General features: G+C 48.4%; 12 protein-coding genes and 1 pseudogene. 6 read left to right on the top strand and 7 right to left on the bottom strand.

Features of this window, described 5'->3' with window-relative positions:
* Nucleotides 1-26: 26 nt before the first annotated feature.
* Together F8562_RS12360 and F8562_RS12355 are read right to left on the bottom strand one after the other, a co-directional pair.
* On the bottom strand, nucleotides 27-365 hold the full coding sequence (locus tag F8562_RS12360) for a hypothetical protein (RefSeq protein WP_014839557.1): 339 nt from the start codon (nucleotides 363-365) through the stop codon (nucleotides 27-29).
* A 106-nt stretch (nucleotides 366-471) separates the two neighbouring features.
* The gene (locus tag F8562_RS12355; RefSeq protein WP_014839556.1) at nucleotides 472-1,074 is read right to left on the bottom strand and encodes a short chain dehydrogenase; all 603 of its coding nucleotides are present in this window, start codon (nucleotides 1,072-1,074) and stop codon (nucleotides 472-474) included.
* A 98-nt stretch (nucleotides 1,075-1,172) separates the two neighbouring features.
* Between F8562_RS12355 and F8562_RS12350 the strand changes: the two genes are divergently transcribed.
* Nucleotides 1,173-2,072: a LysR family transcriptional regulator gene (locus F8562_RS12350; protein ID WP_014839555.1), complete on the top strand. Its 900-nt coding sequence runs from the start codon at nucleotides 1,173-1,175 to the stop codon at nucleotides 2,070-2,072.
* Between the two features lie 79 nt (nucleotides 2,073-2,151).
* Here the strand turns inward: F8562_RS12350 and F8562_RS12345 are convergent, their stop codons facing one another.
* A complete protein-coding gene (locus tag F8562_RS12345) occupies nucleotides 2,152-3,297 on the bottom strand; it encodes a trans-sulfuration enzyme family protein (RefSeq protein ID WP_014839554.1) in 1,146 nt (381 codons plus the stop codon).
* Between the two features lie 10 nt (nucleotides 3,298-3,307).
* Nucleotides 3,308-4,678 (bottom strand): pyridoxal-phosphate dependent enzyme, encoded by a 1,371-nt coding sequence (locus tag F8562_RS12340; RefSeq protein WP_014839553.1) that lies wholly within the window; start codon nucleotides 4,676-4,678, stop codon nucleotides 3,308-3,310.
* 33 nt (nucleotides 4,679-4,711) lie between these two features.
* On the opposite strand from F8562_RS12340, the gene F8562_RS12335 reads away from it, so the two are divergent.
* From F8562_RS12335 to F8562_RS12325, 3 genes are all read left to right on the top strand, one after another.
* Nucleotides 4,712-4,954: a hypothetical protein gene (locus F8562_RS12335; protein ID WP_014226848.1), complete on the top strand. Its 243-nt coding sequence runs from the start codon at nucleotides 4,712-4,714 to the stop codon at nucleotides 4,952-4,954.
* A gap of 269 nt (nucleotides 4,955-5,223) precedes the next feature.
* A complete protein-coding gene (locus F8562_RS12330) occupies nucleotides 5,224-6,612 on the top strand; it encodes an SLC13 family permease (RefSeq protein WP_032720259.1) in 1,389 nt (462 codons plus the stop codon).
* A 610-nt stretch (nucleotides 6,613-7,222) separates the two neighbouring features.
* Nucleotides 7,223-8,365, top strand: a complete 1,143-nt coding sequence (locus F8562_RS12325) for a Fic family protein (RefSeq protein ID WP_014839549.1) — start codon at nucleotides 7,223-7,225, stop codon at nucleotides 8,363-8,365.
* A gap of 35 nt (nucleotides 8,366-8,400) precedes the next feature.
* On the opposite strand, the gene F8562_RS12320 is transcribed toward F8562_RS12325, so the two are convergent.
* Nucleotides 8,401-10,989: a DEAD/DEAH box helicase gene (locus tag F8562_RS12320; protein ID WP_042934413.1), complete on the bottom strand. Its 2,589-nt coding sequence runs from the start codon at nucleotides 10,987-10,989 to the stop codon at nucleotides 8,401-8,403.
* 4 nt (nucleotides 10,990-10,993) lie between these two features.
* Nucleotides 10,994-11,893, bottom strand: a complete 900-nt coding sequence (locus F8562_RS12315; RefSeq protein WP_224256739.1) for a DUF1837 domain-containing protein — start codon at nucleotides 11,891-11,893, stop codon at nucleotides 10,994-10,996.
* Nucleotides 11,894-12,444: 551 nt separating this feature from the next.
* Here F8562_RS12315 and F8562_RS12305 point away from each other — a divergent pair.
* Entirely contained in the window at nucleotides 12,445-12,906 is a 462-nt protein-coding gene (locus F8562_RS12305; protein ID WP_014839546.1) for a hypothetical protein, read from the top strand.
* Nucleotides 12,907-12,908: 2 nt separating this feature from the next.
* A pseudogene (locus tag F8562_RS12300) lies at nucleotides 12,909-13,114 on the top strand (helix-turn-helix domain-containing protein).
* 445 nt (nucleotides 13,115-13,559) lie between these two features.
* Here the strand turns inward: F8562_RS12300 and F8562_RS12290 are convergent.
* Nucleotides 13,560-14,707 (bottom strand): IS3 family transposase gene (locus tag F8562_RS12290; protein WP_094909581.1). Its coding sequence is split into 2 segments (ribosomal slippage): nucleotides 13,560-14,470 and nucleotides 14,470-14,707, totalling 1,149 coding nucleotides; the frame shifts between segments, so codons are not numbered across the junction.
* Nucleotides 14,708-14,770 lie beyond the last annotated feature (63 nt).

Raw genomic sequence — 14,770 nt, 5'->3', positions numbered from 1 at the left:
CGAGTCATTTTGCGCAGTAATATGCCTTAATCCGGGCGCTGCTTTTCGCTCATCAGCTGGCGACAGCGCTGCTGGTCCTGGCTGATACTTTTCTGCTCTTCCGGCGTCAACTGCTGCCAGGTGTCCAGCATCCGTTGGCCCAGAGCGGGCACGTAGTGGGTCTTATGCAGCGCATAATCCGAATTACCGCCTTCAATCATATTTTCCATATCGCGGAGAAACGCACGGCTGTCCTGATGGTCAATAACGCAGAAGACGGAGCGGTAGTACGCGACGTCCTCTTCGGCGTAGCGGGGCGTGAACCACCAGATAAGTAGAGCGATAAGTGCCAAAAGCGGGGCAATAAAAGCGAGTTTCTTCAACATGAGTCATTCAAAAAGGCAAATTGAAGGATAAGTGTAGCCGTTGATGAAACAGGATGTAAACGCCGTCGCGGGCCGGCAGCGTCATTCCGGCCCGCAGCGGCGCCGGTCAGTAGCCGACCTTATAGAGCCGTCCGCTCTGAACGCCTTCTACGCTGCGGCGGTAGGCCTGAGCCACGCTGGCGGCGGGGACGCTGGTAAAACCGGGGAAGAAACCGTCGTAGGCTGCCGCCGATTCCGTTAATACGGTGGGGCTAATCAGGTTAATACGTATTCCGCGCGGCAGTTCGCAGGCGGCGGCGCGAACGAATCCTTCCAGCCCGGCGTTGACGGTGGTGGCATTGACGCCCTGAGCGATGGGCTCATGGGCGACGATCCCGCTAATCAGCGTAATAGATCCGCCGTCGTTCAGATAATGCTGGCCGGTCAGCGCCAGGCGAATCTGCCCCAGTAGTTTATCCTGTAAGCCCTGGTTGAAATCGCTGTCGGTCATGGTCGCCAGCGGGCCAAAGAAGAGATTGCCGGTGGCGGAAACAATCGCGTCTACCCGACCGGTTTTCGCAAACAGATTCTGCACGCTCTGCTGTGAGGTGATATCGACCTGATAGTCGCCCTGAGTGCGGCCGACGCGAATGACTTCATGACGCTGGTTTAATTCTTGCGCAACCGCGCGGCCAACGGTACCGCTGGCGCCAATAATGATGATTTTCATAGCAGGTTCCTCTCTCGGGTGAGAGGCTATTCTTTAATAAAACAAATATCGGATAAACTGGCTAAAAGTTAAATAATTACTAACCAGGGGTTTGTAATATGGATAAGCTGCGGGCGATGGAGACCTTTATTGCGGTCGTGGAGTGCGGAAGCTTTACCAGTGCCGCAGCGCGGCTCGAGATGTCGGCGGTGATGGTCGGGAAATATATCGCGCTGATCGAGCGGCAGCTTAATACCCGTCTTCTTGAGCGCAATACCCGCCGCCAGAGCCTGACCGACGCCGGGCGGGTCTATTTTGACGAGGCGAAACGCGTCCTGGAGCAGGTCTCCATCGCCGAAAGTTCAGTGGAGAGACTACGGGTCGCGCCCGCGGGCACGCTGCGGATAAGCGCGCCGACGTCGTTTGGCGCCTGCGTGATTGCCCCGCTGACCGCCACGTTTCTGCATGCCTGGCCCGACGTGCGCGTGGAGCTGGATCTGACCAACCGGATGGTCGATCTGGTGGATGAGGGCATCGATCTGGCGATCCGCATCGGCGAGATCCGCAATAACGATCTGGTGGCAAAGTATCTCGCGCCCTACCGGATGACGATCTGCGCCGCGCCCGGGTATTTAGCCCGCCACGGTACGCCGACAACGCCTGCGGACCTGGCCGATCATCTCTGTTTGTCGCATACGGTGTGGACCGCGCGCAATGAGTGGAAGCTGCCGGGCGCGGAGGAGGGCGTACGCTGGAAGCGCGACGCTGTTCTGCGCTGTAATGATGGCTATGCGCTGCGAACGGCGGCGATCGCCGGCGCCGGGCTGCTGCTGCAGCCGGAAGTGCTGCTGGCGGATGCGCTCGAGTGCGGCAAACTGGTGCGCGTGCTCGAGGCGTATACCCCGCAGCCGAGGCCGATTCACCTGCTCTGGCGGCAGGATCTGCGGCCGCTGCCGAAGCTGACGCGCTTTGTTGAGCATCTTCTGCAGGGGCAGGGCCAGAACGGGCAGACTGCTTAATTCTCTGCCGGGCGGCGGGCCTGATGTGATGGGGGATCTTGTCGCCCGGCAAGGCGTTAGCCGCCGCCGGGCAATCTGCTTAGTCGCGCAGCGCGTGGCGCCAGTCGGCGATCAGATCCTGCGGATCCTCAATCCCTACCGACAGCCGAATCAGCTGCGGAGTAATGCCGTTGGCTAAACGCTGCTCCAGCGGGATCGACGCGTGAGTCATGCTAAACGGCTGGCTCACCAGGCTTTCCACGCCGCCGAGGCTCTCCGCGAGGGTAAACAGCTTCAGCTTACGAATAATCCGCTCGGCGTAGCCATCGTCGCCTTTGACCACCACGGAGATCATTCCGCCGGGAAGCGCCATCTGCCTGCGCGCCAGCTGATGATGCGGATGCGAGGCCAGCCACGGGAACCAGACCTTTTCGACCTGCGGCTGCTGCTCCAGCCACTCGGCAAGCAGCAGCGCATTGCTGCTGTGACGCTCCATACGCAGCGCCAGGGTACGAATACCGCGCAGCGTCAGGAAGCTGCTGAACGGGTCGAGGACGCCGCCGACCGCGTTTTGCAGGTAGCCCAGCTTTTCCGCCAGCGCGGCGTTGTCGCCGACCACCGCCAGCCCGGCGACCACATCGGAGTGGCCGTTAAGGTATTTGGTCGCCGAATGCACCACGATATCAAAGCCCAGCTCCAGCGGACGATGGATAGCCGGCGAGGCGAAGGTGTTGTCGGTAACGCTGATAATATTGTGCCGCCGCGCAATGGCGGCGATGGCGCTGAGGTCGGCCAGCTTAAGCAGCGGGTTGGTCGGCGTTTCAACCCAGATCATGCGCGTGTCGGGTCGGATGGCCGCTTCGATGGCCGCCAGATCGTCGGGCTTCACCCAGCTCACCCGCAGGCCGGCGCTGCGGCGGCGAACGTTTTCAATCAGCCGGTATGTGCCGCCGTAGACGTCGTCGACGGCGACCAGGTGGCTGTCTTTATCCAGCAGCTCCAGCACGGTTGAGATGGCCGCAAGGCCGGAAGCAAAGGCGTAGCCGCGCGTGCCGCTTTCCAGGTCGGCAATCGCCGTCTCCAGCGCGTGACGGGTCGGGTTGCCGCTGCGCGAATATTCGTACCCGGTATGCTGGCCCGGCGCGGGCTGAGCAAAGGTGGAGGTGGCATAAATAGGCGGCATCACCGCGCCGTGTTCATCGGTAAATGTGCCGCTATGTACGCTCAGGGTATGCAAATTTGTCATTGAGAAGTCCTTACTGTTCGAGTCGGTTACGCCAGGTGGTCAGCACATCGCTGCGGGTAATGAGGCCAAGAAAACGATCGTTGTCGGCGATAACGGCCACCAGGCCGCGATCGAAAATGGCCTTCAGCGCGCTTTCCGGCGCGTGCTTATCCAGGGTCTCCACGTTACGGGTCATCGCTTCCCTGACCGGCAGAGAAAAGCGCTGACTGTCGCCCTGGACGTGGCTAATTAGATCCCATTCGTCGACGATGCCGACGACGCGGCCGTTTTCCAGCACCGGCAGCTGCGAGATGTCGTAGAGGCGCATACGCGCGAGGATGGCCGCCAGGGTATCGTCCGGCGCGGCGGTGACGGTTGCCCCTTCGTCGTGGCGCAGAGCGATAAAATCGCTGAGATCGCCGCGCGTAGGGCGGCTTAAAAAGCCCTGCTGGCGCATCCAGTCATCGTTAAACATCTTTGATAGATATTTATTGCCGCTGTCGCAGGCGAAGGTCACCACGCGTTTAGGGGATGTCTGCGCCCGGCAGTAGCGCAGGGCGGCGGTGAGCAGCGTTCCGGTAGAGGAGCCTGCCAGAATGCCTTCAACCTGCAGCAGCTGGCGGGCGGTGGCGAAAGCTTCGCTATCGGTGACGCGGTATGCGCTGCGGACGCCTTCAAGATGGGCCAGCGGCGGAATAAAGTCTTCGCCGATCCCTTCCACCAGCCAGGAGCCGGTTTCGCCGTAGCGCCCGGTTTCGACCTGGTCCGCCAGAATGGAGCCCGCCGGATCGGCGAGGATAAATTCCGTTTCAGGGGAGTGCTCTGCAAACCAGGCCTGTAGCCCGCCGAGCGTTCCGCCGGAGCCGACGCCGACGACAATCGCGTCAATATCGCCATCCAGCTGCCGGAAGATTTCCGGGGCAGTGGTAGTGGCATGCGCCAGCGGGTTAGCCTCGTTATTAAACTGGTCGATATAAAAGGCGCCTGGCGTTTCGTCGGCAAGGCGCCGGGCGTAGTCCTGATAGTAGGCGGGATGGCCTTTGTTAACGTCCGAGCGGGTAAGCTGTACCTGCGCTCCCAGCGCGCGCAGGTGGAAAATCTTCTCGCGGCTCATTTTGTCCGGCACCACCAGGATCAGGCGATAATTTTTCTGCGCGGCGATCAGCGCCAGCCCGAGGCCGGTATTGCCGGCGGTGGCTTCGATAATCGTGCCGCCGGGTTTTAATTTTCCTTCGCGCTCTGCCTGCGTAATCATGGATAGCGCGACGCGGTCTTTTATCGAGCCGCCGGGATTTTGATTTTCCAGTTTTAGAAACAGGCTGCAGGGGCCGGTATCCAGCTTATGAAGCTGCAGCAGGGGAGTATGACCAATCAGGTCGCTAACGGAATGAAAAACTGACATAACATTTTGCCCATTCGTATCGAGATGATTTGAATGGTAGGGCTGCAAAATTGGCATTTTAAAGAACTTTTGTCTGCCGCTAAGAGCAAAAAGGAATATAAGATGCTTTTTAGCCGTCCGGAGGGAAAGGTTGTTAGCCGCCTGGGCGTGTTGATTTCCAGAATAGCGCGCTTTTGCCCGGTTTTTCACCGAATTATCCGTTTTTACGCGCTGCTTTATCTCTATTTCAGAAATGGATTGCCGAAAATAATCGATGGATCTCTGGGGCTATTTTAGATGTTGGTGAAACTATCAACGCCGCGTATACCGGCGCGGCAGCCAAAGACAGAAATTCAGACGAAGGAAATTAAAGCTAATAAAGTCGGCCTGCTCGCTTCAATAAATCGTCTCTATCAGGAACCTCTTTCCGGAAATATCCTGACCTGGGTGTCATTCAGCAAGGAAATTGTCTGGTACGATCCAGTTAACAGAACAGGAACATAATTTATACCTGAAGGACATATACATGTAATGATTCAGTCGTAACCAGTTACAAGGAAGCTACTATGAATAAAAACGACATGAGTCCTTTACCCACCAATACCCATGAGTGGTTTTTTAATCGTAACAGCATCATCATTTTGCTCGATATTGTTTTGTTTATCGTTCTCTACAACACGCTACCCTATGAGCCGAAGGTGGTTATGGGGCTGAGTATGCTCGCTTTTATCGCCGTATTATGGTTAACGGAAGCGCTGCACGTGACCGTTACGGCAATCATGGTTCCCGTCATGGCCGTGCTTCTGGGGGTATTTAATACCCAGGCGGCGCTAAACAGTTTCGCCAACTCAACGATATTCCTTTTCCTCGGCGGTTTTGCTCTGGCGGCGGCGATGCATGTGCAGGGGCTGGATAAAGTCATTGCCGATAAGGTATTAGCGATGGCGAGGGGCAAAATGCGCCTCGCGGTCTTTATGCTATTTGGCGTGACGGCGCTGCTGTCAATGTGGATCAGTAATACGGCGACGGCCGCAATGATGATGCCGCTGGTATTGGGGATCCTGAGTAAAGTCGATGGCAAAAACCGCCATTCGACCTATGTGTTTGTGCTCCTCGGTATTGCCTATAGCGCCAGCATTGGCGGGATGGCGACCATCGTCGGCAGTCCACCGAATGCGATTGCCGCCGCCGAGGTGGGGCTCTCCTTCTTTGACTGGATGAAGTTCGGTTTCCCGGCAATGATCGTCTTACTGCCAGTCGCTATTGCGATTCTTTACCTCGTGTTCAGGCCGGAACTTAAGGGGACCTTCGAAACGAATACTGAGCAGGTCGATTGGGATAAAGGTAAAGTTGTCACCCTGGCTATTTTTGCGCTTACCGTATTCTTCTGGATTTTCAGCGGCCCCATTAACGACCTACTGGGCGGTTTTAAATCCTTCGATACCATTGTGGCTTTAGGCGCCATTATATTAGTCAATTTCGCCCGGGTGGTTCACTGGAAGGATATAGAGAAAACGGCTGACTGGGGCGTGTTGTTATTATTCGGCGGTGGTATCTGCTTAAGTAATGTGTTGAAAGAGACGGGTACCAGTCTGTTCCTGGCAAACCAGATTAGCGGGATGGTGGCTCATATGGGGATATTTATTATTATCCTGGTGATTGCAACATTCGTGGTGTTTCTGACCGAGTTTGCCAGTAATACGGCCAGCGCCGCTTTGCTTATTCCCGTATTTGCCTCAGTGGCCGAAGCGTTCGGCATGTCGCCTGTGATTCTGTCGGTATTGATTGCCATTGCGGCTTCATGCGCTTTTATGCTGCCCGTGGCGACGCCGCCAAACGCTATCGTTTTCGCCACCGGCCATATCAAGCAGCAGGAGATGATGCGCGCCGGCCTGTTTTTGAATGTCGCCTGTATCGTCGTTTTGACCGGATTTAGCATGTTGTTTTGGGTATAACTTCTGATAAGTGAGTTTCCACCCAATATCTTGCAAAATAAGACTGCCGTGCGGCGAATAATCGAACGGAGTTCGATGGAGAGTCCGGTCGCAGAAAAGCAAAAACCCGCCTTTTGGGCGGGTTCTTAAAATAGTTGTGCCGGACTCGGAATCATATCCACGATTAACATGCTGTTTGTTATTGGTTTTGTTGGTATTGCTTGCAAACAGTGCTCCACGAAGGCCCCTACAAAAAATTGCTTTGGTTTGGTGAGAGGTATCACGAAAAATCGGTGTTTAAGGAGAGAGGCTTCGTTATGTGTGGAGTCAGGTCCACACATAACGGTCTGAGGTTCACATATAGCGGATGGAACTCCACACATAACGGATTGAGGTCCACATATAACACCCTGAACCCCACACATAGCGGCGCTAGAAATCCATGATGCATCATGCAAGCAAAGCCCCATCCCTCTTCGCATTGAACATCTTTCAAACTTACATTTGATATGTTGGAACAAAGGATTTTGAGATAATCAGAAACGGTGTTCTTTCTAAATTATAGATTCTATTAGTATTTTTGCTATACTTTTGAGATGCCGTCATGCACCAGTTGAGATAACTAAACATCATGGCTCAATTTAATCACTTTGAACTGTCGCTTCTGAATCCCAGCTTTGACTCCCCTTTGGTCGACGCGCTGACGGAACTGGAGTTACTCCGGCATCTGCGGCTGGAAACTGACGTTCACCCAATCCTGTTTGCGCAGTTGAAGGCCGTTTTCCATATGCTGGAGAGTCTGGGTTCTGCAAGGATTGAGGGAAACCACACTACGCTTGCCGACTATGTTGAAAGCAAGGTAGAAGGAACCCAGAGTTCGACGGATCAGCTCAAAGAAATCAATAATATTGAAGCCGCGATGGAGTTCATCGACGAATATCTGAACAATGGCGATGAGATAACGGAATATTTTATCCGCGAGTTGCATAGTCTGGTAGTTGCCGGGCTGCAACAGGAAGGCGACAGAACGCCCGGCGCATATCGACAACATAATGTCAGCATCGCTCAGTCTGACCATTTGCCGCCGGATCACATCCGCGTTGATGATTATATGGCGGAACTGACCGCCTTTATTAACCGTGCCGATAAGCCAAAGTACGATCTGATGAAGATTGCACTGGTGCATCACCGTTTTGGCTGGATACATCCCTTTGGCAATGGTAATGGCAGAACGGTCAGACTGCTGACCTATGCGTTGCTTATCAAGTATGGTTTTAACGTTCAGGCTGGCGGGCGGGTTCTCAATCCGACAGCGGTATTCTGTAACGATCGTGAGCGCTATTACGCCATGCTTTCGTTAGCCGATAAGGTAACAGAGCAAGGACTGGAAGAGTGGTGCTTATATGTGCTTTCGGGGATCTCCTCTGAGCTGAAGAAAGTCGACCAACTGACAAGCCACGCTTTCCTGAGCGAAAAGATCCTGTATCCGGCTATCGATTTTTCGTCGGAAAGAGGGCTGATCAATCCGCTGGAATCGAAGGTTCTGAAACGTGCCGTTGAGCTGGGGACGATAAAAGCGGGCGATCTCCGCGCCGTTTTACCTGACCTGAAACCGACGCAGGTGACTTATCAGCTCGGTAAGCTGATTGAGCGAGGACTGCTTCAGCCTGTAGAAGAGGGGGCGCGTACCTATACGGCGAAGTTTTCTAACTCGTATCTGATACGTGGGGTGATTAAGGTACTGCGGGAAGAGGGGTTTATTCCTGATTTGTAATAACGCCCCATCTGTAATTCAGATGGGGCGTTATGTTAAAGCAGGGCCTGAATTTCAAGCCAATATAATTTGTTCTGTTTAACTTTTGACTTGATTTCGGCTCTGTTTAATATGTATAACTGATTGTTTTCTTGATCATATTTAAGGTGTTTAGGGAAGTTTTTCTTTAAAAATATTGCACAATGTCTGGAAAATCCCATAAATTGCAATTGCCATACAATAGGATCATTCGAGCCAAACTCTATGAATTGTGACCAATTTGCTCCAGGGTTATTTTCAAAAATAAGTGAAAGAAGTTGACAATAATGTGAAATATAATTTTGTAGCTGATAACCTATTTTTAATTCTATATCTTTAATTGTATCATTTACTAATTTTGTTATATGAATAGAATTATTTTGATTAAATGGCTCTTGAGTCTTATCTGAAAGATAGATATTCTTTTTATTCGATATGTAATAAATAATCGCGTCAGAGATTATTTCACTTAATGTATTACCATGCATCCACTTAGATAAAATGACTGCGTAATATGGAATTGAATTAAAATTAAGACGATCTAATCCTTTACTATATTTATCTATTTGATAAATATTGAATATGAGAGCTAATTTTTCTTTTATTTCATCATTTGTAGGATTCCATGATAACTTTAGTTCGTCAATTGAATAATTTTTGATGCTATTAAATGCATTGTGTTGTGAGTTAATAGCAATATGGCTATTTGCAAGTAAAATATGTGTAGGTATGTTAATATTACCTATGCTTTTCAAGGCATAGTGTAATATATCGTTATTTCCATTATTTCTGAAATAATTGATAAGCGGTAAATTATTGGCTTTGTCAGTTCGTAGGGTATCAATCCTTACCATATCACTTAGTGTTCTGAGAAATTCACTATTTTGAATCCCTTCAGTAGAACCAGTTTTTATTATTTGTTCTAGTTCTTTAATCCTTTTAGAATCATTAAGATAAAAGCTGGGAGTCAGTTCAATTTCATTTTTATTGGATAGGATTAATTTTTTTACCGCCTTATCATTCCAAGTTCCACTTTCATCTTTTACGCAAAATATATCACCAGCTAACTCTATGGCCAGTCTTCCCGCTCTGCCTGCGAGATTCCAAAAATCCACAGGTTCAAAATATCTAGTACCCTTTTTTGATGTCAAAATAAATACTGAACGTGCGGGTAAATTTACCCCCTCAAGAAGAGTTGATGTGCAGAACAAGTAATCTATATTACCAATTTTAAAGTGATGTTCAATAAGATCTCTTATTGCTTGTGGCAGATTTCCGAAATGAAATGCTACTCCATACTCTATAGCTTCAGCAAGTTCGTAGCCATTATGCACAAATTCTCGGACCTGAGATGCTAGATCAAAATTTTGAGGTTTCTTTTTACTTTGTAATTTCTTTATATAACGTAGAAAACCCCTTGTCCGAGATAATGTGTTATCGATACCTCCAGTGTAAATAATCTTACTTTTCCCTTTGTTAATCTGAAAGATAAGATCATTAGCAGATGTATAAGTCTGATTAACATTATCTATATCAATTAATTTGTTTTTATCAACATAACTAAACTTGTTGTTTAATAAGTCAATAAAGTACAAGTTCTGAGCTGTAGCGCCTTCAATGCTGCGATAAACTTTAGCATGGTCCCGATTAAATAAATCATTAAATACTTCAGGGTTGGATAAATTTGGTGATGAGAAAAATAGTTTTGCACTTGAATTTAAATTTAATGTTTGTTCGATCGCGGAATAGGTCACGAGACTTCGTGTATCATTTTTAATAGTAAGTTTTTGTGCTTCGTCGACAAAAATATAATCAATAATTATATCAGGAGATGAACTAATTAAGCTAACTAATCTCTCTGGAGTCAATACGAAAATATACCCTTTACTATGATCAATACCTCCTCTGAGCATGTAAGATGTTGTTACTATCTTATACTGATTGCCATCAATTTTATCTCTTAGTTCATTTTTTAATTTTAATGTACTTTGGCTAATTAATGCTCGAGTTGGGACTATGAGCACTATATTTTTTTTAGCATTACCAAAAATAATATGTTTTATATATTCATTTATGACGAACGATTTCCCCATTGACGTAGGGCCGGCAAAACTTAGAGTGTTTGAGTTAATTAGGGATTGATAAAGTTCATATTGTTTGTCTGTAAAAAATAATCCATCTATACTAGTTCTTTGGAATGATTTTTTTATGGATGATTCTATTTCTCGGTCTAACGGTAAGTGTACTTCCTGTGATATTAAATTATCTGCTGCAAATATACCTAAACGATTTATGACCGCCGAACCTATCATTTTAAAATAAGGATCATCTGAATGAAATGCAGCTATTTTACTTATAATTTCAAATGATTTTGTTCGATGGGTTTCAACAGGTGAATGAGACAGAATATCAGCAAAACGTAAAGCTTTTTCTATTTTTGTTGTGTCAATAAATATAGGTTTCTGAATGCCGTTATTATTAAATAAACAATTGTCATATAAAGCTGATATGTAATTATAGATCTCTTTAAAGTAGCTACTTGTATAAGCGTCCATCGAAAGACGCTGTGCTAATGGAACTTTTCTTACTATATCTTTTTCGTTCATATTCTTATCCAATTGTTAGCATTTCTTGGATTAATTTTTTACGAGTGATATCTATGTCTGTGAAAGGGACAATGTATATATGAAAATCGTGACCAAAGAGTTTATGCTTTATAATTCTTTTTTCTATCGTATCAATTACGCGAGAAGCATTATTTTTTACAAATGAATATGCCCAATCCCGGAATTCGTTGTTTTTCATAGATAATTGTGTATCATTAACAGGTAACTCAAATCCTAGGAAAACGCCAAAAGATAGATCAAGGTTTGGCCCATCATTTCCTGAAGGTAATAGTATAGATTTTATTGTCTCGTATCCTTCTTCAGTAACCATTTCATTTATCACATGAGTATCTATTAGGCCTCGTTCAAATCTTAATCCGTTGGCTTTAAAGTCAGCAATAGAGTCAAACGCTTCACGAGCCCCCTCCAGTAAGTCCAAATACATTTTGGACTCGCCAAAGATTAGTTGATAATTATTGTCGATCTCTAATAAATGTATACCATCGGAACCTTTGATATAATCATTTGCATCAGTCTTTAACTCCATTTTGGATAGCAATTTGGGTGCGTTTAGACCTGATTCAAGAAATGCATATAATAGTAGTTCGCCTAACTCACCTTCATTTGATGTATAGGTCCGAAATTTCTGTATTGCCTCTAAATATGGTTTGGGACTAAAAGATGGATGATTTTTTTCAAACTCAGCTATTCTTCTATTCGAATGTACGTAACAGACTATTAAGTCTCTTAATTCCTCAACCAATTTGTTATAAACAAAACTGTTACTCTCAATGTTTAGAACATGTAAGTTTACGGTAGATTGCCGTGGTGCTTTGTCTAATGTAAGTGTTCTAAATAAATTCAAGAACCGCTTGTTGACTCGTATGGGCAGCAGCATATCCATAATACCTTGTTGTTATCATGGATAAAATTTATCATGTGCGCCTCATTTTGTCGATTTTATACTCACAGTATATATACTGTATAAAAACACAGTCAAGAGTAATTTTCAATTAAATTTGCTGTAGTTTAGAACCGCGGTAAGCCATTTAGACAAAAAATTATTCATGAAGTGAATGTTTTTTACTAATGCGATTTTTAGTATGTTAAATAAGTTAAACTACTTATAAAACAATTAATTGTATGAAAAATCATTATTAACGAATAGGCAACACTTGTCGCTATAGATCAATCGCGGTTCGTTTATAAGTACCTGCAAATTCAGGTGCCGGGATTGGTCTCCTGAAGATATTCCTTACTGGCGACATATGACGCGCTTTGCGTCTTTTTTATGTCGTTCATCCGGCTACATCTCAATGGTGGGCCGGGCGGAGGCACCGCAAGGTGCGCCAATGTCCAGTAAGGCCGGTAAGACCAACTCCGTCTGGTTCCACCACCCGCAAGATTGGTCTCTTCGGTGGTGGTTCAATTAATCACTTACTGGAGGCTGCCATTATGGCTACCACCCCAATCCAGACACACCCGTTACTTTCCGTTCACTTCAATGCCGCCACGGACTTCACCGTCCTTGCCGACCACTGCGACCGCTTCGCTGAAACCCTGATAGAAAACGACGACCCCGCGCTGAAAATGGCGCTCTGCGGCAGACTCAGCAGCGCGCTAACGCTGCTCCAGCCCACGCTGTTAGAACCCGTCCCGCCCCATCTTATTGAAAGCCTGACCGTCGATACCCTCCCGGCAAATTCCCCCGAGTTTGGGCCGGAATGCACCGAGCTTTGTCGCTACTGCCTCGCCCTGACGCAGACGCTGGCGGAGCAGGGATTTTCTTCTGAAAAAGAGAAACAGCTGAGTTATCTGCTGTACGACCTGATCAACTACTTCGCGGCGGAAATGAAAGCCCCGCGCTGGCTGCGCACCGTCGACGGCGTGAAGTTTATTGATGGGGAGGCGGCATGAGCATGATGCAACCGGAATGGCATTCCGCCGACATTATCGCGGCGCCGAAAAAGCGTGGAACGTCGCTTTCAGCCGTTTCCCACAAATCCGGGCTGGCGTCCTCCACGATGGCAAACGCCCTTAACCGCCACTGGCCCAAAGGGGAAAGGTTGATCGCCGAAGCACTGGCGTTGCGCCAGAGAAAATCTGGCCTTCCCGCTATAACTAGTCAGGCCAGAGATGGGGCTTCGGATTTCCATTTCCAGAAAAGCAAAAACCCAGCCATAGGCTGGGTTCTCTGAATAAGTGGTACCCGGACTCGGACTAACGCTGCAGGCGTTGAACAGCGCGCTTGTCGCGCTGGCCCCGAAGGGGTGAGCCGCCGTGCGGCGAATAATCGAACCAAGGATTCATTGACACGACAATGAAATCACCGAATAACAGTACGTTACCTTTACGCTTCGATTCCGAATGTACCACTATTTTGTACCATGGACAACATTCTCAAGGGACCTAAGTTGCCGCTATTTAGCAAAACTTCCCAACGAGCTCATCAATGTGTTCACGAGCTTCACGATATCTTTCCCGAACGACATTAATGATTTCACCATTTGGCATCTCATAGTGAGTTTGGGCTGGTAGTTTGAACAGAGGGATGAATCGCCACGGATAACCTAGACACTTCTGAGTCGTTGATAATATAGGTTTTCATATTCAACTGGTGGCATCTGCTCGCTCGAACCATGCCGACGCTTACTGTTATAAAACATTTCGATGTAATCAAAAATATCGCTTCTGGCTTCGTCTCTAGTTCCGTAGATCTTTTTCTTAATCCGTTCGCGCTTCAGTAGCTGGAAAAAGCTTTCCGCAACCGCATTGTCGTGGCAGTTTCCGCGACGGCTCATGCTGCCTTCCAGAGCGTGTGATTTCAGGAACGACTGCCACTCATGGCTCGTGTACTGACTGCCCTGATCAGAGTGAACCAGTACCTGCTTTTGAGGATTACGCCTCCACACCGCCATAAGTAATGCGTTCAGGACAATCTCTTTTGTCATTCGGGGTTGCATTGACCAGCCGATAACTTTTCGGGAGAACAGGTCAACCACCACGGCCAGATACAACCAGCCTTCGTGGGTTCGGATGTAGGTTATGTCCGTAACCCAACGTTCATCCGGTGCTTCCGGGTTGAACTGCCGCTGGAGCTTGTTGGGCGTCACAATACTGGCTTCACCTTTACGCGCCCGTGGACTTCGGTATCCGACCTGAGCCTTTATCCCCACACGTTGCATCAACCGCCAGACTTTGTTTACACCGCATTGTTGCCCGGAATCCCGCAGATCGAGATAGATCTTGCGATAGCCATAAACACAGCCCGACTCCAGCCAGAACTGCTTAATATGTCCCGTCAGCTTCAGGTCAGCATGAAACCGTCGTGAATGTGGCTGCTTAAGCCAGGCGTAAAACCCACTCGGATGCACATCCAGCACCTGGCAGAGCAGACGGACAGGCCAGCAACGATTGTTGTCACGGATAAAGGCGTACCTCAGTCGGACAGCTTTGCGAAGTACGCCGCGGCTTTTTTTAATATATCCCGTTCGTCAGTAACCCGCTTTAACTCCTTCTGGAGTCGGCGGATCTCGGCCTGAGCATCTGACTGTTCATTATTAGTGGAAGAATCCGGACCGTACTTCTTTATCCAGGCGTAAAGGCTGTGGGTGGTGATATCGAGACGAGTTGCAACGCTGGAAACAGAATGACCACGATCAACAACCTGTTTGACTGCTTCAATTTTAAACTCTTCAGGATAACGCTTACCGCTCATGGGCACCTCTCTTTAAGTCATCTTAAATGACTCTGGGGTGTCTGTTAAACCCGTGGCGATTCA

The organism is Klebsiella sp. RCJ4, assembly GCF_009025755.1.
GTDB classification, from domain to species: domain Bacteria; phylum Pseudomonadota; class Gammaproteobacteria; order Enterobacterales; family Enterobacteriaceae; genus Klebsiella; species Klebsiella michiganensis.
The sequence above is the reverse complement of the archived record's forward strand: the minus strand, read 5'-3'. Positions and strand labels throughout refer to the sequence as shown.

What these genes read in the sequence shown, in the direction of transcription:
- F8562_RS12360 (WP_014839557.1), bottom strand. Translation starts at nt 365, where the DNA reads ATGTTGAAGAAACTCGCTTTTATTGCCCCGCTTTTGGCACTTATCGCT.
- F8562_RS12355 (WP_014839556.1), bottom strand. Translation starts at nt 1,074, where the DNA reads ATGAAAATCATCATTATTGGCGCCAGCGGTACCGTTGGCCGCGCGGTT.
- F8562_RS12350 (WP_014839555.1), top strand. Translation starts at nt 1,173, where the DNA reads ATGGATAAGCTGCGGGCGATGGAGACCTTTATTGCGGTCGTGGAGTGC.
- F8562_RS12345 (WP_014839554.1), bottom strand. Translation starts at nt 3,297, where the DNA reads ATGACAAATTTGCATACCCTGAGCGTACATAGCGGCACATTTACCGAT.
- F8562_RS12340 (WP_014839553.1), bottom strand. Translation starts at nt 4,678, where the DNA reads ATGTCAGTTTTTCATTCCGTTAGCGACCTGATTGGTCATACTCCCCTG.
- F8562_RS12335 (WP_014226848.1), top strand. Translation starts at nt 4,712, where the DNA reads ATGGTAGGGCTGCAAAATTGGCATTTTAAAGAACTTTTGTCTGCCGCT.
- F8562_RS12330 (WP_032720259.1), top strand. Translation starts at nt 5,224, where the DNA reads ATGAATAAAAACGACATGAGTCCTTTACCCACCAATACCCATGAGTGG.
- F8562_RS12325 (WP_014839549.1), top strand. Translation starts at nt 7,223, where the DNA reads ATGGCTCAATTTAATCACTTTGAACTGTCGCTTCTGAATCCCAGCTTT.
- F8562_RS12320 (WP_042934413.1), bottom strand. Translation starts at nt 10,989, where the DNA reads ATGAACGAAAAAGATATAGTAAGAAAAGTTCCATTAGCACAGCGTCTT.
- F8562_RS12315 (WP_224256739.1), bottom strand. Translation starts at nt 11,893, where the DNA reads ATGGATATGCTGCTGCCCATACGAGTCAACAAGCGGTTCTTGAATTTA.
- F8562_RS12305 (WP_014839546.1), top strand. Translation starts at nt 12,445, where the DNA reads ATGGCTACCACCCCAATCCAGACACACCCGTTACTTTCCGTTCACTTC.